The following is a 23,441-nucleotide window of genomic DNA, read 5'->3' as shown; positions in this document are numbered from 1 at the left end:
AGATTAGCGATCGCACTCTTATACACACTTAACTCTTTTTGTCAATTTAGGGCGATCGCCTCTCTATGCACACTTGACTCTTTTTGTCAAGTTTTATGTTAAGAAAGATGTTTATAAAGCATAGCTTAAAAAGGGGGACTTTGAGGTTGATAACTGTAGCTGATAAATCGAATAAACGCTATAGATTTTGTATCCACCACGATTTACCATTAGGATTTAAGAATTGATAATACCGGCTTACCACTACCAGCATGATTTGACACAGATAAGGAGTTCGATTGTAATGCTTCAAGCTTTACCAACATTTATAACTGTTGATCAGTTTATTACCCAGTATGGTGACAACGAAGGCTATGAACTAATCGATGGGGAATTAATTGAGATAGAAGCTACGGGACCTGATGAGGAAGTAGCAGGGTTTGTGGGACGGAAGTTAAATGTGGAGATTGACCGAGGATACCCAGATTATGTTATTCCCTACCGATGTCTGATCAAACTTTTAGCTACCCAAACAGCTTTTCGTCCTGATGTGATTGTATTAGATAGAACTCGGCTCGTAAATGAACCATTATGGCAAAAAGAGCCTGTGATTACGTTGGGAACCTCAATCAAGCTTGTTGTTGAAGTTGTTAGCACAAACTGGCAGAACGATTATGCTCGTAAGGTTGAAGATTATGCCATACTAGGTGTGCCTGAATACTGGATTGTCGATTATCTGGGCATTGGTGGTAGAGATTATATTGGTAAACCTAAACAACCAACCATTACAATTTGCACTTTGGTAGATGATGAGTATCAAAAACAATTATTCCGAAATGATGATGGTCTTGTTTCCAAAGTCTTTCCGAATCTTAGTTTAACTGCTAACCAGATTTTGGCATCGAGTCGAATTTAGATATTATTGTTAGATATATAGCAATTATCGTAGTCATGATGGACAAATGGATCCCCCTAAATCCCCCTTAAAAAGGGGGAGTTTGAGGTTGAAAAGTGTACCTCATAACTGCGACAAATTATATATAATTGTAAAACCAGTGTATAAATAGGATACAACATGAGTAGTGTCATATCAAAGCATATTGAAATTACACCGGGGGTTTGTGGTGGCAAGCCTCGCATTGCCGGTCATCGTATTCGGGTTGAGGATATTGTCATTTGGCACGAAAGAATAGGATTGTCGCCGGATGAAATTGTTTCACAATACCCTACTATTACCCTAGCGGATGTCTATGCTGCTTTAGCCTATTATCATGACCATTTTGAGGAAATCAGGCAACAGATTCGTGAGGATGAAGAATTTGCCCGTGATATGCAAGAAAAAACACCGTCCTTGGTTCAGCAAAAGTTAAAGCAGTAAGATGCCCCAGACAATTATTATTTTATGGAATAGGGAATAGGGAACAGATAAGATCAAAAATATCTGTACATTATTACTATGAATATCTCTATATATAGCATTTTAAAATCAATTGAAGTGTGGCGACAGTTATTTCCAGAAGAAAACATTTCTTTAGATGAGTTATCAGAAAGATTAGAAGATTATTGTCTAAACCAAGCGATGGATGAGGCTAAGCTAACTCCTTTGTTAGACCGTGAAGCCGCACTAAAATACTTGGAGGAATCATACGGAAGGTTTATTTTAAGCTGACCGCTGACTGCTGACTGCTGTTCGCGCAGCGTGCGCGTAGCGCATATGCTTACCTCCCATTCAACTCTGGCTTCACCCAACAAGCCACTTCATGGTCAACACTTACTAATTCCAAGGTGGGATCGTTCTGCCAACATTTATCAATCACGAAAGGACAACGAGCAGCAAAGGGACAACCTTGGGGATAATTAGTTAAATCTGGTGGTAACCCTTCAATGGTCTGCAAACGCTCTTGGCGCTGTTCATCCAGACGGGGAATACTGTTGAGTAAACCAATCGTATAGGGATGGCGAGGATTTTTATAGATTTCCATCACCGATGCTTGTTCTACTACTTGACCGGCATACATCACTAAAATCCGATCCGCTAATCCCGCCAATAGCGCCAAATCATGGGTAATCCAAATCACGGCCATGCCAATTTCCTGGCGCAGTTTCTTGACTAATTCTACAATTTGGGCTTGGATGGTCACATCCAAAGCAGTGGTAGGTTCATCCGCAATCAGCAACTGGGGATTACAGGCTAATCCCATGGCAATCATGACTCGCTGGCGCATCCCTCCAGAAAATTGGTGGGGATAGTTACTAATCCGTTCCGCTGCACCAGGAATTCCCACTAATTCTAAGAGTTCAATTGCCCTAGATCGTCCTTGCTCTCGGGTCATTCCTTGGTGTAACCGTAGCGCTTCAGTAATTTGCCTTTCTACCTTTAGTACTGGGTTAAGGGAAGTCATGGGGTCTTGAAAAATCATAGCGATACGGTTACCCCGGATTTTCCGCATTTCCCCCTCACTAAGCTTTTGGAGGTCACGCCCTTCAAAAATGACCTCACCATTGGTAATCTTTCCAGGCGGAGAGGGGATTAGTCCCATAATCGACAGGGCGGTGATACTTTTACCAGAACCTGACTCACCAACTATCCCGAGGGTTTCCCCTTGATTGACCTGGAAGGAAATACCATTGACAGCATGGACAGTACCAGCTGGGGTGAAAAAGCGTGTTTCTAGATTACGAAGGTCTAGGATTGGTGACAAGGGAAAAAATTGAGTATTTTAGTATAGTTTATAGCAAAGGGAACAGGGAATAGGGAATAGGGAATAGGGAGTAGGGAGCAGGGAGCAGGGAGCAGTTAATAGGCAAGAGGCAAGAGGCAAGAGGCAAGAGGCAATAGGCAAGAGGCAATAGGCAAGAGGCAAGAGGCAATAGGCAAGAGGCAAGAGGCAAGAGGCAAGAGGCAAGAGGGAAAAAATAATGTGTACCTCAAAGTCCCCCTTTTTAAGGGGGATTTAGGGGGATCCCTTTGTACCTCATCGCTATGATAAACGCTATATAAATGCTAGAGGAAAAGCGCTATCGTAGATTTCATAGTTTTCTACTCCCTACTCCCTACTCCCTACTCCCTACTCCCTAATTCTATAACAAGCATTCATCACATCTATTTTTAATAGTTGCTGCCCAACCAATAGCGGATTCTTCGGCATAAAATATAGCAGCGGGCAAATGACCTTTAGGAGCGTCTAAACTAAAGGTTAAGTGAGAATAATAATGCCAAGAATCGGCATCACCATTGCGCCATCCTACTAGATCGGCGAATTTATTATAATCTTGACTAACTTGCTGCCACAATTGAGATTGTACTCTAAATCCAAAATGACCTTGACTATACTGCTCCCAAAGATGATTGAGTGTTACCAAATCGTCGCAGGGAAAGTCTATTAGGTCGGATTCTCTGAGATAATTTAACCCTTGAAGCCATTCTTGCTCTTTTTTAGTAACGTCCTGCTGTTGTCTAATGGTTTTAGCTATGGATAATACAATTTTTTTGGTTTCCGCATCAGCAGCTTTCCACTGCACTTCCATCAATAAGGTCTTAAGGTGAGTGTAGTCTATTTTTAGATTAGTCATAAGTTTAGGGAGTAGGGAGTAGGGAATCGGGAATCGGGAGTCGGGAGTCGGGAGTCGGGAGTCGGGAGTCGGGAGTCGGGAGTCGGGAGTCGGGAGTCGGGAGTCGGGAATAGGGAACAGGGAATAGGGAACAGGGAATAGGGAACAGGAAAAAATCGTGAGGTGCGACCCGTGGAGAATTTAATTCTTAATGGTAAGAGCGCACCTATGTACTTTATAGTTATTAAAAACGCTGTAATCATTGTAATTATTACGATTGTAATTTTCAAGATTTTAATTGTATTTTTTTTATTTAATGTGCGATTAAAAATCAGCTAATCCATCAGGACTGTATAACTTAAAATATCGTTTTGTGTTAGAGTTAATTATATTAATATCTAGCAATTTTAATACCCATTAATTACACAGAATTTTTTACCGATTCCCGATTCCCGATGCCCGATTCCCGATGCCCGATTCCCGATGCCCGATGCCCGATGCCCGATTCCCGATGCCCGATGCCCGATTCCCGATTCCCTACTCCCTGCTCCCTGCTCCCTTTGCTCAACATTTACATAATTCAGAGTTTAATGAATTTTAATTAAATGTTCTAAATGTTGCTGGATTTACAGATAAAATACCCTTGGCCATAAAAATCAGCCATCACGTTGAAATCGATACTTACAGTTGTAAGCCTTCAGCTATCAGCTAATGCCCAAGCTACTTCAGGTGCTTATGCGCTATTGGCACGCTACTTGAGGAGTAGCAAACTGTTAATAAGAAAAGAGGTAAGCCTTCGGTTAATCGTAAGCATTCAGCCGTCAGCCGTCAGCCGTTGGCTACGGTAATGTTCGCGCAGCGTGCGTGTAGCCCATAGGCTAATAGCTGAATGCTGAATGCTGATTGCTGTTCGCGTAGCGTGCGCGTAGGGCATATGCTTACTTGAAAACTTTACTGAGGAAAAATAATCATGACTAGTAAATTAGCGATCGCATTGATCGCAATGAGTGTGTTCGATCTTTCGGCAAAAGGGGTTAGTGCTGCGTCGATTACCCCGATCAACCTTGACGACCTGACCCTGGGAGCAACCATCACAGGACCAGTGGGTCCGACAGTAGATGCATCCCTGATCAATGGTGACGGCAACAGCCTGGGGGACTTGACCAGTAGCGTTTCTTGTCCTGTTGGTTTTCTGAGTTGTGTGCCGCCCCTAAATCCACCGGGAACCATCTACACTTATATACACAAAGTTACCCCTGGTGTAGACTTTCCTAACGATCCCCCCTTCCCTCAACCGGATGGTTTACTTGGGTTTGATGATGTCAATCAGTTCGGGTTGCAGTTCAAAGCTGAAGGCTTTACAGGCGTTGCGGGCTATAGCTTTGGGGAAGCTAAGCAGGCACTCGGACCGAGTGGGGAGTTTTCAATCAAGTTTGATCAAGATGGCACTCTCGTCTGGAGCGTTGTGGGTGGAGCAGATTGGAGTACTAATGCTGACACTCCAGAAACGATCTCTTTCTTTTGGCAAACCACACAACCCCCCATCGGTCCATTTGGGACGTTCACGGCTAAGAATGATAGCCAATCCGGGACAGGTAATGGTCCACTGCCTCTAGCAGTGCCAGTGCCTGAACCGATTTCGTCTCAGGGTCTACTGGCTCTGGGCTTTCTGGGCTTAGGATTAGTGGTTAAGAGAAGGATCGGTTCTAGTCTGTTTTAAGGGAATTAGTAGGGAATAGGGAGTCTTGATGCAGTAGGTATATCAACACTGCATCAAGACATTGTATCTACCTGATCAGTAACAGAAACGTTATATATTTATTTTTGTATTAAGTCACGAATCATGATATAATACCGCGCCCTTAAACTGTGATCACGGAATTGTTTTAGGGACTTGCGTGTAAATAAAATAGCGATTAAAGTAGGTAGAGAAAAGTAATATAATTTACAATTATAAAAAAAATAAAACTGTTTTTGCCCACCCTACCAGCTACAAGCTTAAACTATGATAAAGGCATTGTTTTAGATTCTATTTGAGGTTTTTTTAGTCATGATTCTTCTTTTGATTGCTGTAATTATAAATACTACATTTTGAAGTGGTAAATGTGGATTGTAGCACTAAGGGAGATGCTGGCGAATCTGATGCAATGGCCTAGGAAGTGGCCTAGAAAATTCACTATCCGTGCAGTAGGTGGAGGAGTTTGTTGTTTTGTAATAGTCCTGTGCTTCACTTTATGGCCTTACCCTGGATCAGCCCAAGCCTGGTCTCTCCGGGAATGGTTAAATACCTTAGTCGTTCAAGAAATTAATCTAGGCCGTCAGTATCACCATACCCCCCTCCAGGTGCAGGGAACAATCCTGGGAACGGGGGGTATGCCTCTGGGTAATATTCCGGTTCGCCTAGGGCAAGCAGAAACAATTACTAATCCATCAGGGCAGTATCGCTTTATGTTGATGCCCCGTCATAATGCCCTGTTGGAAATTGATGCTCCTGACTATTACCAGGAAGTGATTCCTCTAGTTCTGGCCTTACCCCTGACAGTTTCGGAAGTGGAAGTAGAGCCGATTGCCCTGGTAAAACGGACAGATTCGGAGGCCAGGCTTCTGTTCGGGGGAGACGTAGCAATGGGTAGGCGGTTTCTCGACCCAGAACAGAATACCCCCCGCAATCGGATTCCTAAAAATAACCCTGATGCGCTGATTCAAGCATCCCATCCGAGACGGGGCAGTGCCAAGGTGTTAGAAGGTTTACAGCCTCTGTTCCAAGCTAAGGTCAGTGATTTTCGTAGTGTCAATCTGGAAACCCCTGTCCTGGATGACCCGACGACCCCCCACTGGGCGAAACCCTATAGTTTTTTTACCCTTCCTGAATCAGTCCGCCAGCTGCGCAAACTAGGGGTTGATTATGTCGCTCTAGGGAATAATCACCTCTGGGACTACTTAGCTTCTGGTTTGACTACCACTCTGGAGCAGTTACAAACTATTGGCCTGGCCTACAGTGGCGCTGGACTTACCCCACATGCAGCCCAGGAACCCGATCACCGACAATTGGGCAATACCAATTACAGCCTATTTTCCTTTACCTCCATTGCAGGCGATCGCTATCGAGAACCCCTACAGTTTGTGGCTAGCGACCATCAGGGGGGTGCAGCAGACTTGCGGGACATAGCAACAGTAAAATCCCTAATTGCCCAGGAACGAGAGCAAGGGCGTTTCCCGATTGTCCAAGTCCACACTGGTACTGAATACACCTATGCCCCCACTTCTTATGGGAGGGGTCTGATAGACCAAGTGGCGAGTGCTGGAGCAGGGCTAGTGGTGGGACACCATCCCCATGTGGCTCAAGGCTTAGGGTTTCGTCAGGGTGTGCCTTTATTTTATAGCCTTGGTAACTTGGTGTTTGATTCCGATCGCCTGGAGACCTTACTGGAATTGGTAGCCTTGGTGGATATCGAGGATGAAGAGGTGAGGAGGCTCCAGGTTATTCCGATTTATTTGGAAGACTATCGTCCTCAACTGATAGGGGGAGACCTAGCCAATCGGTTTATCCGGAGGATTGGGGAGTTTTCTGAGGATGGAGTGCTGGTTTATCCCTATCTAAATCGGGGCTGGGTTTCTGTGGAAGGGGCTGATGGATCTGATGTCAGCATTCAAGACTACAGTATTCAAGACTACAGTATAGATGTTCCGGTCATGATCAATCAAGATGGCTGGGGAGTAGTGGATTTGCGGGGGCTGGCTCCGAGTGAAGCCTCTCTATATCAGGTGCAAGTCAGCGCTGGTGACGTCTCTCAACTCCGTTTAGGGCGGGATTTAATGGGGTTTGGTGAGGCAGAAGATTGGGACATGGACTCCAATGAACAAGACCTCAACCGCTGGGGGGTATCTACGACAGGGAAGACATCCTTTCCCTGTTATCAAGGAGCCTATCGAGGTATCACCGGGATTTGTCTAGAGCGATCGCATCGCAATCGTGAGGTGGCTGTGGTTCCTTTTCGTCATCGGATACGGGTATTTGGAGATGCCCTTGATCGCCCTCAGAAAGACCTGACGATGGTGGGATATGTACGGGGGGAAAATGCCGGTCCGATAGAGCTGAAAGTCCGCTATCGTGCCAGTGAAGGGGAGCAAGGGTTTGGGGATAGGACTGTATTTACTCACCCTGGTCATACTTTTGACTGGGAACGGATTGTGGTAGACTTAGCAATGCCTGAGGATAAGCCAAAGGAGCAGGTGGCCAATCCTAAAAGAGATAATCCTCGTGCTGTGATGCTCTGGTTGCGTCACTATCCTCCCCAAGAAGGAAAGGGGCTAGCAATGTTCGATGACTTTGCCTGTGTCAGTTGGGAAAAGCCCCATTATCTGAACAATCCGATTCAGCTTTCGGTGCCTCATGCCCTTGACTTTTTACGGTTGACTGGGACCTCTGGTCTAGTGAAACTGCACCTAACCTTTCGAGCTTTTCAGCCTCAGTCTTAAATATTGGTAGTGAATCATTGGGAGGCTTAAGTTTGAGATGTTCAAGGAGGCTTTGCCTTTTTTACTGACTCTAGCCAGCTTAGTAGTCTACATTTTATATTTACTTGTTTCCTATTGGCAATTTAGTCAAAAACGGGATCAAATTCTGTATCGCGTTCATGTTAATGGCATTCGAGGTAAGTCCACGGTGACCCGCTATGTGGCAGCAGTTGTTAGGGCAGCAGGGTATAAAACGTTTGGCAAGATTACTGGTAGCACTACCCATATTCTCCATCCCAATGGTAAAGAGTCTATTTGGCCGCGAAAAGGCTATGCCAATGTTAACGAGCAAGTGGCAGTGATGCGCTATTTTTTTCGCCAGCAGGTAGAAGCGGTGGTGATGGAATGTATGGCGATTAACCCAGTCTATGCGGAATGGCTGGAAAAAAAAGTGATGCGCTCTCACATTAGCATCATTACTAATGTTCGCTATGACCATCCAGAATATTTAGGGGAGAGCTTGGAAGAAATTGCCCATTCCCTAGCAGTGACTATTCCTGAAAATGGTATTGTGATCACGGCTGAATCAAAACCTGTATTACTGGATATTCTCAACAGGGAAGCTAAACAAAGGGGCGCTAAATTGATTGCAGCTAATGCTAGTGACGTGATGGCTGAAGACCTGAAAGGATTTAGTGCTGTGGCTATAGAAGATAATGTTGCGATCGCACTAGAAGTAGGAAAGCTATTGGGAGTTCCTCGTAAACGGGCGGTTCAGGCTATGTGGCAGACTCTCAATGATGAGAGTGCTCTGAAACTGGAATCCTTTAATTGGCGAGATACTGGCATCGTTTGGGCTAACTTGTTTGCGGTCAACGACAGGGAAAGCTTTAATTTACTTTGCGATCGCATTTTTAACCAATATCCTGACCACGCCAAAGTGGTTTTACTCAACAACCGTTCCGATCGACTACCACGAGTAGCGTTATTCGCCAATCTTGCTAAGAGCTTGAGCTTTGATCGAGTGGTTACTATCGGAAGCTGCGAAGCAGAAGTACAAAAGTTATTCGCCAGTGAACCAGAACGTTTAGTGTTACTGGGTGACTCTACTCCGTTTAAAGATGCTCCTGGGACGACCTTACTAACCCAAATTACTGAAATCATAACGGAGCAAAAGATTCTGTTGGTGGGAGCTGTCAATATCCATACTCCTCAAGCACAAGAACTCTTAAGTTTATTCCAAACCTTAGTCCAGGCTCCGAAATTGGAAGCAGTACCAAAACCGAAACAGAAAAAGAACAAACAGCAAAGGAACCAACAGAAACGACTCAAACAGAAACGACTCAAACAGAAACGATTCAAACAGAAACGATTCAAAAAAAAGGTATGTTCGAAACCATCAATACGTCAGAAATCACTCGTTTAGCCTTGCTGATTGGGGCTTATTCAGCCCTTCATTACAAAAAAACTGAAGGGGTAATCCCAGGGGGAATTATTGTTCCAGGGCTTTTAGTGGTAAGCCTAATCTTGTCGCCGATGTGGGGGATTAGCTTAATTGGATTGGCGTTTGTTTTATATGCTTTTTATCAATGCTACTTTAAACAATCGTCCAAACCTCGAACACCAATGTATATTTTGGCAATGATATCCCTATTTTCAGTTTATCCGATTGCCATCCTATACGACAGCTTAGGCTGGATGGAATTATCCCAGGATAGTCTGACCGGTAGTTTGCTCCCCGCTATCATTGCCTTTAGTTGGCTTAAACAGAAGCGGTTGAAGGTTCTACAAGGTATTGGTATCACTACCCTATTTACAGGGGGAATAGTGGCGACAATTTATTGGCTGGGTTGGTCTTGGCTCGATCTCGATTTTAATATTGTTCATCCTGCCTATGCCGATCAACTGGATATTGAGTTCAATTATCCGATGTTTCAATTTGGGATAGTACTGCTCTTAGGTTACTGGATTTACCAAAAGTCATCAGTACGATCCGGTGGTTATATTGTTCTTTCCGCTGCTGCTGCTTTGTTAATGCAACCCCTTAGTGCGGTGGCTTTTTTGCTGGGATGCCTGTTAGTTGGTACTTTAAGTTGGTTTATTTCTCGCTATAGCCTGATCATAGGACTTAATCGTTATAGTTTAGTGTTATTTATGAGTGTAGTCTATGTTTGGGGTGTGGAATTATTAGTACTGCTCTTTAATCCGACATTAGTTCCCTTCCGGGGCTTAAATTTATTAGTTGTAATTGCTATGATATCCTTGGTGAATGATGCCCTACTGTATTGGAAACAAGGAGGGGTAAAGTATATGACGCTTATTGGTTTGGTGGCAATTGTTATTCATGTATTAGCAAATAAGATAGCGTTTTTATTTTAAATGTGACCATAAGCTATCAGCTATCAGCGTGTCGCGTATCAGCTATCAGCTAATGCGCTACGCGCACGCTACGCGAACGTAAGCATTCAGTTATCAGCGATTAGCGCTACTTGAGGTGCTACTTGAGGTGCTATCAGCTTTGTGGCACAGGCTTCGACGCATCGGACCTAACTCAAATTAAACGAATACTTAGCCCTTTTCTTGATGCACTCGCTCACGGTAGGGGCTGCATCGCTTATTCGCGCATCACCTCAAGTAGCCTGGGCTATGGGTATAAGCTGACGGCTGACCGCTGACTGCTGAATGCTTACACGCGAACAGCTTATCCGTTACGTCCCAGCGTCGAAGCCTGTGCCACGCTACACCGAACAGCTTTTGAAGAAAACAGGTAAGCATTGGAATAATGCTGAGTTAAGTCACAAGCTAGAAGCCTCTGCCACGGCTGACCGCTGACCGCTGACCACTGACCGCTGAATGCTTACATGTGACGATAAGATTGATAGTAAAAGGATAACTAAAATGAAGCAGTTACTGTTACTGTTAGCTTTGGCGGGATTTCTGAGTTTAGGGAGTGCGATCGCTAAATTAAATTCCCCTCAACCTCCGGATCTACAGTATCTGCTAGAGCGTGGTGAATGTTCAGCTTGTGTATTAGAGGGGGGAAATCTACAGGGGCTCAATTTTCATTTTGCTGAGCTAGAAGGAGCAAATTTGCAACATATTCATGGCAAAGGCGCTAACTTTGAGGGGGCAAATTGTGGGAAAAGTCAATGGCAAAATTCTCAGCTTCAGTATGCTGATTTTAGGGATGCTAATCTGAGCCATGCTAATTTACAACATGCTGATTTAATGGTAGCAAATTTCAAGGGAGCAAACCTGATTGAGGCTGATCTAGATTACGCTAATCTCCAAGGTGGTAAGTTTCAAGCTGCCCAAATCAGTAATGGACATTTACAGAGTGCTAATTTGGCCTATGCTCATTTAGAAGGAGCTAATCTAGCTAATGCTGATTTAAGCAACAGTCGGTTGGAAGGAGCAATACTGAAGGGGGCTAATTTGCAGGGAGCAAGTTTAGCAGGGGCTAATTTGAATAAAGCTAATTTACAGGGGGCTAATTTAAAAGGGGCTAATCTAAATTTTACTAACTTCACAAACGCTAACCTATCTGATACTTATCTTGGGGGAGCAATGCTAGACCAAACCAACCTTGAAAATGCTGTGCTGGAAAGAGCTTGTTTCGGTCCTGTGGAATGTACTCTCAAAACCCATTCAATGACATCGTTTTCAACAGCGGCTACTTTCAAAGAGGTTAACTTCAAGGGAACGAACGTAAAAGGAACAAGTTTTAAGGGAATTGATGGGGAAACTATTCCCTGGGAAACTATGGAACTGTGCAATACAATTTTACCTGATGGAGTGGTAAGCGATCGCGATTGTTAGAATTAAGAATTTAGAATTTAGAATTTAGAATTGGGAGTAGGGAGTAGGGAGTAGGGAGTAGGGAGCAGGTAAGAGGTAAAAGGCAATAGGCAAGAGGCAAGAGGCAATAGGTAATAGGCAATAGGTAATAGGTAATAGGTAATAGGTAATAGGTAAAAAATCCTATGTACCTCTTAGTTATGGAAAACGCTGTATTAGCTTATTAGCTCATTATATAGCAATTCTCTATGCCATCAGGTACAAAGGTATCCCCCTAAATCCCCCGAGCGAGGGATTGCTCGCTCGGGGGACTTTGAGGTTGAGAAGCGTACCTCATAAATCCTATAAACCCTATAACTAATAATTTTATCATCCTTTGATGATGTTGTGATCCAAAATCACTAAACCATAAGTATTCCATTCCCGATTCCCAATTCCCGATTCCCGATTCCCAATTCCCGATTCCCAATTCCCGATTCCCAATTCTAAATTCCCAATTCTAAATTCTAAATTCTTAATTTCCTAAAAAAATAGCCGTAGAAATACTATCCACGGCTATGTCAATCACATATGTCAGAAGTTTACGAAACCCTTGGCCAAAGGGGGGAAACCCCCCCCATAATTTTAAGGTGTTATGGCAACAACCAATACTTGGTCATGGTAGTCATTACTTCACCTGGAATATCGGTCGGCTCTAGAGGGGTCCACTCCGCAATCTCGGCATAGCCTAGGGAATAAAACATTTGCATACTATAAATTACTGATTCACGAGGACCTTTGAGAGTGTGCTGAGTAGGTTGTTTCTTGAAGTTGCGAGTAAATTTTTCTGACATTGTGAAAAAGTTCAGCTTGGTTTATATTTATTATTGTAATGATTATATTTTTAGTTGTCAAGGGTTTTTATTTTTTTTTTAGGGTTAATAAAAAAAAGTTATTTGACCGATAATAGGCTAGATAATTTTATTTTTTAATATCATTTTTTTTGGTATAATTTTAATTATGCAGCAAGTTCCAGACCCAGTGGTGCGTTACGGGGCGGACTATACCAACCCTGGCTACGAGGCCAAAAATAAGGGCAAGTCCGCCCCTAACGCACCCTACGCACTCCCGACTCCCGACTCCCGATTCCCTGTTCCCTATTTAATGTTAAAATTATGTCCAACAATCCTAACTATGATGCTCTTAAGGCAGCAATGAAATCTTTACACGACCAGACAGTATTTCCTGTGGCTGGTAAAGATTTCCGTCATATTGGATCGACGTTTATGTGTCGTACAGAAATCGATTCTGTCTCCTCAGATTTTCACCGTGCTATTGATATTGGAGAAATGGATGGTCAGGCTGGTGATGATGATATTGTTGCTGCCTATGACGGGGTTTTTTGGGGATACCGGGAATACTCTGGTGCTGGTTGTACCGTGAGGCTGCGTCATCAGTTTCCGACACCGTTTACTTACCATGGCAAAACAGTCAAGTATTTTTATACGTGGTATTGTCATCTCGATAAAGACAGCACGTTGCCGATTGTTAGTGATTGGGAAGAAGGAAAAAATGGAGAAGCAATTAGTGCTGGTCAGTTAATCGGCAAAATGGGAAAAAGTGGAGAAACTAATGTGGTTCATTTGCATTTTGAGATTAGGATAGGTACTAATAATTCTTTAGAATATCAATTAGCAAATCCTAAGGTGACTCAATGGGGGTTCGATCCACATATTCACCCAATGCTACTCTACCAACCCCACGCTCCAGCGGCTTCACCATCGTTAACTCAGGTTGGTAGCTGTGTACCAGGAAATCCTGTGGTGCTGGAATATGCAATACACCGGGAGCAACCTCTGCTTAATCGAGTTGAAATTAAGATTATTGATCGTAGTACGGAAATGGCGGTTAAATCTCACGTTGTTGATTTAACTCTCCGGGAGGGAATGGATCCAACGAAAACCAAAAAATTGGATAACCTTGACCGGGATAAAACTCATTTTGAGTCTATTCCCTTTGGGTATCATCCAACAGTAAGTGAGTATAAGACGAAAATAATTATACCTGCTGAGTATATTGATAGTTACTTTGATTCTAACTATCAACTGAAGATTGAGGTATCTGATATTTGGGGTTATAAAGTGGGTGAAAGTTTGTCTCTTAGTGTTTAGGGAGCGGTGCGACCCGTGGCGAATTTAATTCGCCTACGGAAAGCGCACCGTAGGGAGTAGGGACTTCGGAGCAGTGTCAAGATATCCGAGGAGTTTTTGGTGTTACGATAAATTAAGATTGGTTGTCATAATTTATTGATAAATGCTAGAATTTATTAGCTCTTGCTTCTTACCTCTTGCCTTTACCTAAGAGATTCCGTTCACAACTCAAATAGAAATATTATATTGACTGACCTGTCACTCCCATGAACGAAGAACGCCTCCAAGCCTATCGAAAGTTGATTGACCAACTACTCGCGGAGTCTAATGATCAAGAAGTCTCTCAGATTTTGAATAGCTACCGGGATTTGGTGGATGGGGGATTGCAGCAGACAATGCTGGCAGTGGCGGAAAATTTGCGAATCCAGGGCGATTTAAATTAGTTGAATTTTGTAATGAATATTGTCAAGCGGTTGTCTAATTTTGTAATAACTCTTGTAGAGCGGTTGATGGGGGTGAATCGCCACACATCTGATGCCAAAGTCAACTTTCTCTTACAGGTACTACAAGCAACCGCAGAGAGTAATAGTGACGCGCAGGTAGTTTACCCATTACTGAAAGCAAATACAGACAAACTAGATGATAGATTAGCAGAATTATTGCGGGTTGTAGCAACAACTATCCTAGCGGAAGCGGAAGCAGATCAAGCGGAATACTTAGCAGCAGTTATTGGCAATTTCAGCAATCTAATTCAGCAATTCCCCTTGGGTGACAAAGCCAGCACTATGGAAATTGCCATCACGGGCTATGAAGTCGCACTAACTGTTTTCACCCGTGAAGCTTTTCCTATTAATTGGGCATCCACTCAAAACAATCTCGGTCTTGCTTACCGTAACAGAATCACAGGGGATAAAGCACAAAACCTCGAAGATGCGATCGCTTGCTACCAATCCGCTTTATCAGTTTTCACCCGTGAAGCTTTTCCCATTGATTGGGCATCGACTCAAAACAATCTCGGTCTTGCTTACTCAAACAGAATCACAGGGGATAAAGCACAAAACCTCGAAAATGCGATCGCTTGCTACCAATTGGCTTTAGAAGTAAGCACCCGTGAAGCTTTTCCTATTAATTGGGCAGGTACTCAAAACAATCTCGGTAATGCTTACCGTAACAGAATCACAGGGGATAAAGCACAAAACCTCGAAGATGCGATCGCTTGCTACCAATCCGCTTTATCAGTTTTCACCCGTGAAGCTTTTCCCATTGATTGGGCATCGACTCAAAACAATCTCGGTCTTGCTTACTCAAACAGAATCACAGGGGATAAAGCACAAAACCTCGAAAATGCGATCGCTTGCTACCAATTGGCTTTAGAAGTACGCACCCGTGAAGCTTTTCCTATTGATTGGGCAATGACTCAAAACAATCTCGGTAATGCTTACTTAGAAAGAATTACAGATCAGAAAGCACAAAACCTAGAAGATGCGATCGCTTGCTACCAATTGGCTTTAGAAGTACGCACCCGTGAAGCTTTTCCTATTGATTGGGCAATGACTCAAAACAATCTCGGTAATGCTTACTCTGAGCGAATCACAGATCAGAAAGCACAAAACCTCGAAGAAGCGATCGCTTGCTACCAATTGGCTTTAGAAGTACGCACCCGTGAAGCTTTTCCTATTGATTGGGCAATGACTCAAAACAATCTCGGTAGTGCTTACTCTGAGCGAATCACAGGGGATAAAGCACAAAACCTCGAAGATGCGATCGCTTGCTACCAATTGGCTTTAGAAGTACGCACCCGTGAAGCTTTTCCTATTGATTGGGCAATGACTCAAAACAATCTCGGTAGTGCTTACTCTGAGCGAATCACAGGGGATAAAGCACAAAACCTCGAAGATGCGATCGCTTGCTACCAATCCGCTTTAGAAGTACGCACCCGTCAAGGGTTTCCCATTGATTGGGCAACCACTCAAAACAATCTCGGTAATGCTTACTCTGACAGAATCACAGGGGATAAAGCACAAAACCTCGAAGATGCGATCGCTTGCTACCAATCCGCTTTAGAAGTAAGCACCCGTGAAGCTTTTCCTATTGATTGGGCAATGACTCAAAACAATCTCGGTAGTGCTTACTCTGAGCGAATCACAGGGGATAAAGCACAAAACCTAGAAGATGCCATCGCTTGCTACCAATTGGCTTTAGAAGTACGCACCCGTGAACCTTTTCCTATTGAATGGGCAACGATTCAAATCAATCTCGGTGGTGCTTACTTTAACAGAATCACAGGTCAGAAGGCACAAAATCTAGAAGATGCCATCGCTTGCTACCAATTGGCAAAAGACGTTTTCACCCGTAAAGCTTTTCCAAAAAAATGGGCATTGACTCAAAACAATCTCGGTTTTGCTTACCAAGATGCTCAAAATTTCCCAGAAGCTTACAAGGCTTTTGATGCTGCCATTAAAACCGTAGAATTCCTGCGAGATGAAATTATTTATGGTTCTGGAGTAGAAGACTACAAGACCAAACTAGCTGAAAAATGGAATAGAGTCTATCGAGGCATGGTAGAAACTTGCCTAGACTTAACTAATATCACCGCAGCCATTGAATATGTTGAACGGAGCAAAACCGGCAATTTAGTTGAAAAGATTATCAGCCGTGACCTGAAAACTATCTTTCCTGTAGATGTTGCTACTCAACTACAACAATACAGGGATGAAATAGCAGCAGGTCAGGACCAAATCCAACAGGGTAAAGCTGAGAATCCAAAAGTCTTAGCACAACATCTTCAAGAATTGCGACAGCAGCGGAATGAATTACAAGAGCAATATTTACCTATCGGTTCTAGCTTTAAGTTTGAGCAATTTCAGCAGAAGCTGGATCACCATACTGCCATTGTAGAATTTTACATTACAGGGGATAAGCTGCTCACTTTCATCTTTACCAGCGAAACTCAACAACCCATAGTTTGGCAATCTGAACCACAAGACTTCAAAAAATTTCAAAAATCGGTAAATGGGTATCTCAGAGCCTACTACAACAAAAAATACCATTGGCAACGTCGCCTGACTACCCGTCTACATTTGCTTGCAAAAATTATACACATTGATGACATCATTGAGCAAATCCCCCCAGAGTGCGATCGCTTAATTTTAATCCCCCATCAGTATTTACATTTGTTTCCGCTTCATGCTTTACCTATCAACATTCAGCAGGAAGAAGGTAAATCTGAAATTCTGATGGATCGCTTTCCAGCAGGGGTAAGTTACGCCCCTAGCTGTCAACTACTACAACTTGCTAAAACCAGAAAACGCCGGAAAGATTTTACCCACCTGTTTGCGGTTCAAAACCCCACTGATGATTTAGTTTACACTAACCTAGAAGTGGAAGTGATTAAATCATTTTTCCAGACTGCTGAAGTCTTAGCCAGCCAAGAGGCAAAGGAAGCTGCTGTCAAAGTAAATGAGAACTTGACAACAGCCCACTGTTGCCACTTTTCCTGTCATGGCTATTTCAACCCAAAATCACCCCTAGAATCGGCACTGGTTTTAGCGGAAAGGAAAACTAAACAAATAGTCCAAGACAAAACTACAGAAGATGGATTTCTGACTTTAGGGGAAATTTTTGCCCTAAAATTAGAACAATGTCGCCTTGTCACCCTTTCTGCTTGCGAAACCGGATTAATCGACTTTAGTAACAGTAGCGATGAATACATTGGTTTACCCAGTGGTTTCCTAGTTGCCGGTAGTCCAGCGGTAGTTAGTAGCCTGTGGACGGTAAACGATTTATCGACAGCGTTGTTGATGATTAAATTTTATGATAATCTGCTAAACTACCACATGTCCTTAGCAGTTGCCCTTAACCAAGCGCAACTCTGGCTGCGGGATAGCAGCAAAGAAGAATTAGAGGAGTACATTGATAATTTGCCTGCGACTTTTGTTCAGAAATACGTAAGTAAGGCTATGCTTCACAATTTTGATAACAGCGATAAACCCTTTAATTCACCATTTTATTGGGCTGCATTCTGTGGGATTGGTCAATAGGAGTTAAGACTATGAAAGCTGAAAATTATCTATTTTTATCTGCTTTTAAACAACTACTGGATACCAAAACTGAGTTGTTTAAAGACTCAGAACGAACGGACCTAGAAGAATTAATTACTTCATTACCAAGTGATACGGAACAGCTAGCCAATGGGATTTCTCGGTGGTGTGCTTCTCACTCAGACATTAATAATGCTTTGATAGCTCTACTTGCTAGTAAAACAATTGATAAGAAGGGAATTGGAGGCACTTTCCCCACTGATGAAACTAAAGCCGAAGAGGAAAAAAACTTAAAGGAAACTCTGATTAATGCCCTCCGCAAGAGTTCTACTGAAGAAACCGAAAAACCCAAAAATCCCAAAGGCTGATGACTGACACCGCCTTGCCAATCAAAAACCCCAGCGTCACCCTTTATGCCTTCCATCTCTGGCAAGACCTCAGCCAAGAACTGGGACAGTTGCGACAGGATGCGGATCAGTTGTGGCAACACTGTGCTAACCTCAGCGAACCCCTAGCTATCCCAGACCTGAAATCTTTACCGGAAAAATTACAATCCCCTCCAAGCCAAACAGGGATCACAAGCGATCACGTAGACTTACTCCCAGGGAATGGTCGCTTAACCTATACGCCACCATTGCAAATAGAAGGCTCTGCCCTAACAGTAGAGGTCTATCCCCGACAAATTCATGACACCTATGCCCTTGACCTAACCCTCTATTACCAGAATGTCACCGTTGCAGCCAGTCAATTTAGTCGGTTAAATCCCCAAGGGTGCCTCCTATCCAGCACTATTCAAGCTTCTTTGGGACAAACCTTAGTGCTCTATGGCGAACCAGTGGGCAGTCCCGATGAAGATAGAAAGTTAGCCGATGCCTGTGTGGATGCTTTTTTCCAGGGAACCGACCAAAAACCTGAATTTAGCGCATTTGGGCAGTTATTTGGTAGCCCAATTTTTGCCTATGACAACGGTAAGGAGAAACCAACGGAGCAATGTCACCTTCTGGTCTGCTTAAACCGTCACCCAGAAACCTTAAAGCTGGTTGAAAAGACGTCTTTGTCATTTTTCAATCTATTGTGCTGTCGCAGTAAAATCCTGTTTGCTTATCATGAATCTCGTTGGTGTTATCGCGAAACTAGAGAGCTATATGGGCAACTAGAACAAGACGTTCAACGCTTCAAGGAATTGCCAACAGAGCGAGAAACACGGCTAGAGCAACTGAAGCAAAAACTGACCGACATGCCATCCAAAACCTTTGACTATGCTGGTTATCTGCGAGACATGGAGGATCACAAGACTGCGATCGCTACCAATGCCGCCAACTATGACACATGGTTGGAAAAAATCCGTGAATCTAGTCTCGAAGACGATAATATCGAGTTTTTAGCAGACTTCCTCAACCAAAGAACTCAGCTGTTTCAAAATCAGATTCAAGTCAACCTCAATTATCTCAAACCCGGTCAGCAACTATTTGACCAGATGCTTGGTAGTATCCGAGGCATTGTAGAGATTGACCAGGCAGAAAGCGATCGCGCTTTGGAAAAAGCCCTCAGAGATCAGGAGAAGGCTGCGGAAAAACGAGAACAAAATTTACAACGTTGGATTGCCCTGGTGGGTATTGGTTTAGCGGTTAGTGGTATTTCTTCCCAAACCGCTGCTAAACCAGTAGAGTCTATTATCACCCAACTAGACCCGAAACAATCCTTAGATTGCCCCAAGGCTGGTTTTACACCTTGCTTGACTTACAGTGTGGTGTTTGTGGTATTTCATGTTGGAGTTGGTGCGATCGCTGGGTTAATTGTGTATCGCATTATTCATCGGCTATCAAAATGATAAGGTTGTCGGGTGGGCAAAAACCGTTTAGTTATTTTGATAATTCTAGATAATAGCACTTTGCCCACCCTACTTTCTATTCTAAGCATTCAGCGGTCAGCCGTCAGCTTGTCGGGTGGGCAAAAACCGTTTGGTTCTTTTGATAATTCTAGATAATAGCACTTTGCCCACCCTACTTTATAGCGTTTATCGCAGTTATGAGGTACGCTCCTCAACCTCAAAGTCCCCCTTATTAAGGGGGATTTAGGGGGATCAATTTGTACCTTATTGGATATAGGAAGGTTGTAGGGTGGGCAAAGACAGTTTATTTTTTTTTGATAATTCTAGATAATAGCACTTTGCCCACCCTACTTTATTGTGATGCAAGATATTAAAAAAGCAACTGTTTATTATGCACACAGTTGAACTTGAAAGGCTAAAAGCGAGAAAAGGAGCAAGGAAGCGTTCTGAAATTCCTAATGAAGTTTTATCGGCACTCAATCACGGAAAAATTGAGACCGTCAATCTTGTCGAATGGTTAGCCATTGATATGCCTTTTCTGCTTCGGAATAGTCTTACAGAAATAGGTTGGGAAGAACAAATTGAAAACTTGTATAATCAGAGCTTGAAACTTCAAGACCAAGGCATTACCAAACGACTCAAAGGCATTGGCACAATACTCTTTCATGCTCTAGAAGAAGAAGAAAACCGAACAGAAATTTTTGAAACGTTGGCTAGTCATACTTCTGACATGGTTAGAGCTTGGGCTGCTTTTAGTATAGCCGCTGACCAAACTATCTCGTTACCCGAGAGGTTGGAAATAATGCGTAGGTTCGCCACTGATGGTAGTTTCTCTGTCAGAGAATGCGCTTGGGATGCTCTTCGCTCTTATCTTGTGGATGATTTAGCTTATAGCTTCGAGTTACTAACAGAGTGGGTTAAAGATGAAGACCCCAATATTCGACGCTGTGCGGTAGAAGCTACCCGTCCTCGTGGGGTTTGGTGTAAACATATTCCGACTTTGAAGAAAAACCCCGATCCAGGTTTGACCATATTAGAATTTGTTCGTTCAGACCCCAGTAATTATGTGCAGCGTTCGGTTGGTAACTGGTTGAATGATGCCAGCAAATCTAGTCCAGATTGGGTAATCAATACCTGTTTGCGGTGGCGAAAAGAATCTCCAACCAAGGAAACAAGTTGGATTATTAAACACGCTCTTAGGACTCTCAAAAAGCATAATACTTTATCCCAGAAGCTTCAATTAATAGCAATTAATTAGTCAAATGTGAACCTAATTAGCCAGTTGTAAACCCCTTATTATTAAGTAGGAATAGGTCATGGATTTATTGCTAAAATACATTTATACTTCAGAAGTATTAGACATATTTAACTCTCGTTTGAATCAGATTATTCAAGAGTCATTACAAGAAGAGCTACCAGAACTTGAAACTGACTTAATTGCAAATATTGCTGAACAATAGTCTACACTAATTATCAAGACATTAACTGAATCAATAAATAAAAAATATTTTGTCCCAAAGAGTGGGATGGTAATTGTGATATCATTGATTAAAGGATATTTAAAATCGACGTTTAAAATCAATTTTTTTATGTCTGTAAATAAGGCTTTGTTGGCAACGTTTTTCCTAACTATTAGGTGCCCTTTACCCATTAATAATTAAATTCGCCATGGCTCGCAGCTGAGGTACACAGGATTTTTTCCCTGCTCCCTCTTCCCCTCCTGGGAGGCCTTAGGGGTGGGTTTCTTATCTGTCTTCCCTGTTCCCTAAAACCAAATAATTTGTACCTCACCCAATTTAAAACTGCTAGATCGATAATAAAATAATCACAATTTTATTTATGAAAAATCTAAATTTTAAATCCCATCAAATAGCTCCAATGGCAGCAATTTTTACTGTCTGGCTAACCTATATGGTACATACCAATCAATGGGATTTATTTATCCAAAATTGGTTCATGTCCGTGACCATGATGTTTGCCTCTTTTATCGCTGGTGCTACAGCGGAGGGAGGTGGGGCTGTTGCTTTCCCCATTATGACCCTAATTTTTCAGATTGAACCAGAAGTAGCGCGTAATTTCAGTTTGGCGATTCAAAGTATTGGCATGACCTCAGCCACCTATCTGATTTTGACGAGAAAAATACCCATTCAAAAAAACTATTTATTATTATGTAGTTGGGGAGGAGTTGGCGGAGTTATTTTAGGAAGTTACTATATTGCTCCTCTGATTTCCCCTCCCTATGCCAAAATGTTCTTTGTTTCTCTATGGTTAAGTTTTGGCATAGCTCTTTTTTATTTAAATATGAACAGATCTCGCTCAGTTGTCGAGAAACTTCCACCTCTTTCATCAGGAGAAAGAAAACTTTTTATTTTTTTGGGCTTCCTAGGGGGAATAGTAGTTTCAATTGTGGGAAGTGGAATTGACATTTTAACTTTTTCAGTGGTGACAATTCGATATCGCCTGTCAGAAAAAGTTGCTACTCCTACAAGCGTCTGCCTCATGGCGGGAAATAGTATTGTAGGATTTGTTTGGCATCTTTTCTTTCTTCATGATTTTGGAATTCAAGAATTTCACTACTGGTTAGTTGGCATCCCTGTGGTTATTTTAGGTGCTCCCCTAGGAGCATATTTCATTAGCAATCGCTCTCGAAATTTTATTACTAATGTTCTCTATTTTATTTTGCTAGCTCAATTTATTGGAGCCTTATTAGTTATCCAACCAACTGGTGGTTTGGCTTGGTTTACTCTGAGTATTTTGATTGGTGGATTAATAGTATTCCTTAGTTTAGCTGTATTGGCTAAAAAAAATAGTATTATAGAATGACAAAATAAACTATAATTAAATAGCATAGGGTAGTTTAGGATGGTTACAAAAACACAATCTGGAGCTCTAATTCAAAACCAGGAAGCAAATGCGATCGCAGTATATCTCCAGGAAACAGAGTCTCGACTAGGGTAAGCTTGGCATTTTTTCGTCGATAAACCTCAACTTTAGTAGTGCGCCAATCCACAATCCAGTATTCCCGAACCCCCCGCACTGAATAGAGTTTCAGTTTTACCTCTCGGTCACGACGCTCATGTTGAGTTCCTGATGATAAAGACTCTATGATCAGGTCTGGCGCTTCAGTTAAATGGCCTGCTTCATCCAGCATCTGTGGCAAGCGATTCTTGTCGGAAACCCAGACAGCATCAGGTTCAACAGCATTTTCTTGGTCAAAAACAATACCTGGAACTAGAACAGCCTCACCATAACCCTTATCACTTAAAGACCAGGAATCAACGGCACTATATAGTCTTCCCACCACCTTGTTGTGATTCCAATGGGGGGATCTGGTCACAAGCAGGTCTCCATCAATAACTTCATATCTATGGCCGTCGTCTGTTAACAGATCTAGGTCTGCAGTGGTGAATCGAATCTGATTAATTGTGGTGGTGTCAGCCATGACTTCTTTTCAAGTTCAGTTTGACCCGGTAGGTAGAACAGGTATCTTGGTAAAACTGGCATCAGGCGTAGAACTGGCATCTTGCCAGTTTCCTGAAATAACAAAAATATAGGCAATCTTACCATAAATCGTCACAATTTAAAGGTAACCTAGTTCTAAGATATGGAATAGAGCGTGCTAAGGGTAAGAAAAATGTGCCTCATCAGGGTGAT

Annotated in this window: 25 protein-coding genes; 19 read left to right on the top strand and 6 right to left on the bottom strand. The window is 42.7% G+C overall.

The features are described from left to right. Nucleotides 1–283: 283 nt before the first annotated feature. The 3 genes from F6K63_RS31520 to F6K63_RS31510 all read left to right on the top strand — a co-directional run bounded on the left by F6K63_RS31520 (nt 284) and on the right by F6K63_RS31510 (nt 1,648). The gene (locus tag F6K63_RS31520; protein ID WP_287314220.1) at nt 284–895 is read left to right on the top strand and encodes a Uma2 family endonuclease; all 612 of its coding nucleotides are present in this window, start codon (nt 284–286) and stop codon (nt 893–895) included. Nucleotides 896–1,054: 159 nt separating this feature from the next. Continuing rightward, a complete protein-coding gene (locus F6K63_RS31515; RefSeq protein WP_008185608.1) occupies nt 1,055–1,357 on the top strand; it encodes a DUF433 domain-containing protein in 303 nt (100 codons plus the stop codon). A 78-nt stretch (nt 1,358–1,435) separates the two neighbouring features. Then, on the top strand, nt 1,436–1,648 hold the full coding sequence (locus F6K63_RS31510; protein WP_008185606.1) for a RelB antitoxin-like protein: 213 nt from the start codon (nt 1,436–1,438) through the stop codon (nt 1,646–1,648). A 49-nt stretch (nt 1,649–1,697) separates the two neighbouring features. On the opposite strand, the gene F6K63_RS31505 is transcribed toward F6K63_RS31510, so the two are convergent. From F6K63_RS31505 to F6K63_RS31490, 4 genes are all read right to left on the bottom strand, one after another. Then, nucleotides 1,698–2,681 (bottom strand): ABC transporter ATP-binding protein, encoded by a 984-nt coding sequence (locus tag F6K63_RS31505; RefSeq protein WP_008185604.1) that lies wholly within the window; start codon nt 2,679–2,681, stop codon nt 1,698–1,700. A gap of 18 nt (nt 2,682–2,699) precedes the next feature. Beyond that, a complete protein-coding gene (locus F6K63_RS31500) occupies nt 2,700–2,885 on the bottom strand; it encodes a hypothetical protein (protein ID WP_071986894.1) in 186 nt (61 codons plus the stop codon). A 175-nt stretch (nt 2,886–3,060) separates the two neighbouring features. Then, on the bottom strand, nt 3,061–3,552 hold the full coding sequence (locus F6K63_RS31495) for a GUN4 domain-containing protein (protein WP_008185602.1): 492 nt from the start codon (nt 3,550–3,552) through the stop codon (nt 3,061–3,063). After that, entirely contained in the window at nt 3,549–3,794 is a 246-nt protein-coding gene (locus tag F6K63_RS31490) for a hypothetical protein (RefSeq protein WP_154659828.1), read from the bottom strand. The genes F6K63_RS31495 and F6K63_RS31490 overlap by 4 nt, the downstream gene beginning before the upstream one ends. Nucleotides 3,795–4,000: 206 nt before the next feature. Between F6K63_RS31490 and F6K63_RS31485 the strand changes: the two genes are divergently transcribed. From F6K63_RS31485 to F6K63_RS31455, 7 genes are all read left to right on the top strand, one after another. Beyond that, nucleotides 4,001–4,132 (top strand): hypothetical protein, encoded by a 132-nt coding sequence (locus F6K63_RS31485; protein WP_267872049.1) that lies wholly within the window; start codon nt 4,001–4,003, stop codon nt 4,130–4,132. 369 nt (nt 4,133–4,501) lie between these two features. Beyond that, nucleotides 4,502–5,251, top strand: a complete 750-nt coding sequence (locus tag F6K63_RS31480; RefSeq protein ID WP_008185600.1) for a hypothetical protein — start codon at nt 4,502–4,504, stop codon at nt 5,249–5,251. Nucleotides 5,252–5,634: 383 nt separating this feature from the next. Beyond that, nucleotides 5,635–8,010, top strand: coding sequence for a CapA family protein (locus tag F6K63_RS31475; RefSeq protein ID WP_287314218.1), 2,376 nt, complete (start codon nt 5,635–5,637; stop codon nt 8,008–8,010). A gap of 37 nt (nt 8,011–8,047) precedes the next feature. Next, nucleotides 8,048–9,415: a poly-gamma-glutamate synthase PgsB gene (gene pgsB, locus F6K63_RS31470; RefSeq protein WP_287314216.1), complete on the top strand. Its 1,368-nt coding sequence runs from the start codon at nt 8,048–8,050 to the stop codon at nt 9,413–9,415. Further along, nucleotides 9,376–10,368 (top strand): poly-gamma-glutamate biosynthesis protein PgsC/CapC, encoded by a 993-nt coding sequence (locus tag F6K63_RS31465; protein ID WP_287314214.1) that lies wholly within the window; start codon nt 9,376–9,378, stop codon nt 10,366–10,368. Before pgsB ends, F6K63_RS31465 begins: the two co-directional genes overlap by 40 nt. Nucleotides 10,369–10,671: 303 nt before the next feature. Next, nucleotides 10,672–10,821, top strand: a complete 150-nt coding sequence (locus F6K63_RS31460) for a hypothetical protein (protein WP_158026621.1) — start codon at nt 10,672–10,674, stop codon at nt 10,819–10,821. Between the two features lie 66 nt (nt 10,822–10,887). After that, complete coding sequence (locus tag F6K63_RS31455) at nt 10,888–11,808, top strand: pentapeptide repeat-containing protein (RefSeq protein WP_287314212.1); 921 nt, start codon at nt 10,888–10,890, stop codon at nt 11,806–11,808. Between the two features lie 611 nt (nt 11,809–12,419). Here the strand turns inward: F6K63_RS31455 and F6K63_RS31450 are convergent. Next, entirely contained in the window at nt 12,420–12,620 is a 201-nt protein-coding gene (locus F6K63_RS31450; protein ID WP_071105738.1) for a hypothetical protein, read from the bottom strand. 166 nt (nt 12,621–12,786) lie between these two features. On the opposite strand from F6K63_RS31450, the gene F6K63_RS31445 reads away from it, so the two are divergent. The 9 genes from F6K63_RS31445 (at nt 12,787) to F6K63_RS31405 (ending at nt 22,610) form a co-directional block, all read left to right on the top strand. Further along, the gene (locus F6K63_RS31445) at nt 12,787–12,984 is read left to right on the top strand and encodes a hypothetical protein (protein ID WP_287294925.1); all 198 of its coding nucleotides are present in this window, start codon (nt 12,787–12,789) and stop codon (nt 12,982–12,984) included. Next, a complete protein-coding gene (locus F6K63_RS31440) occupies nt 12,942–13,937 on the top strand; it encodes a M23 family metallopeptidase (RefSeq protein WP_287314209.1) in 996 nt (331 codons plus the stop codon). Before F6K63_RS31445 ends, F6K63_RS31440 begins: the two co-directional genes overlap by 43 nt. A gap of 245 nt (nt 13,938–14,182) precedes the next feature. Next, the gene (locus F6K63_RS31435; protein WP_287314207.1) at nt 14,183–14,359 is read left to right on the top strand and encodes a hypothetical protein; all 177 of its coding nucleotides are present in this window, start codon (nt 14,183–14,185) and stop codon (nt 14,357–14,359) included. A gap of 12 nt (nt 14,360–14,371) precedes the next feature. After that, a complete protein-coding gene (locus F6K63_RS31430; protein ID WP_287314205.1) occupies nt 14,372–17,956 on the top strand; it encodes a CHAT domain-containing protein in 3,585 nt (1,194 codons plus the stop codon). 11 nt (nt 17,957–17,967) lie between these two features. Continuing rightward, a complete protein-coding gene (locus tag F6K63_RS31425) occupies nt 17,968–18,324 on the top strand; it encodes a hypothetical protein (RefSeq protein WP_287251713.1) in 357 nt (118 codons plus the stop codon). Further along, nucleotides 18,324–19,787, top strand: a complete 1,464-nt coding sequence (locus F6K63_RS31420; RefSeq protein ID WP_287314203.1) for an AAA family ATPase — start codon at nt 18,324–18,326, stop codon at nt 19,785–19,787. Before F6K63_RS31425 ends, F6K63_RS31420 begins: the two co-directional genes overlap by 1 nt. A 391-nt stretch (nt 19,788–20,178) precedes the next feature. Next, on the top strand, nt 20,179–21,045 hold the full coding sequence (locus F6K63_RS31415) for a DNA alkylation repair protein (protein WP_008187297.1): 867 nt from the start codon (nt 20,179–20,181) through the stop codon (nt 21,043–21,045). 58 nt (nt 21,046–21,103) lie between these two features. Further along, nucleotides 21,104–21,247, top strand: a complete 144-nt coding sequence (locus F6K63_RS31410; protein ID WP_008187296.1) for a hypothetical protein — start codon at nt 21,104–21,106, stop codon at nt 21,245–21,247. 379 nt (nt 21,248–21,626) lie between these two features. Continuing rightward, nucleotides 21,627–22,610, top strand: coding sequence for a sulfite exporter TauE/SafE family protein (locus tag F6K63_RS31405; RefSeq protein ID WP_008187293.1), 984 nt, complete (start codon nt 21,627–21,629; stop codon nt 22,608–22,610). A 43-nt stretch (nt 22,611–22,653) separates the two neighbouring features. Here the strand turns inward: F6K63_RS31405 and F6K63_RS31400 are convergent, their stop codons facing one another. Then, nucleotides 22,654–23,229: a Uma2 family endonuclease gene (locus F6K63_RS31400; protein WP_287314201.1), complete on the bottom strand. Its 576-nt coding sequence runs from the start codon at nt 23,227–23,229 to the stop codon at nt 22,654–22,656. Nucleotides 23,230–23,441: the final 212 nt, after the last annotated feature.

The sequence above is a fragment of the Moorena sp. SIO1G6 genome (assembly GCF_010672795.1).
Taxonomy (GTDB): domain Bacteria; phylum Cyanobacteriota; class Cyanobacteriia; order Cyanobacteriales; family Coleofasciculaceae; genus Moorena; species Moorena producens.
The sequence above is the reverse complement of the archived record's forward strand: the minus strand, read 5'-3'. Positions and strand labels throughout refer to the sequence as shown.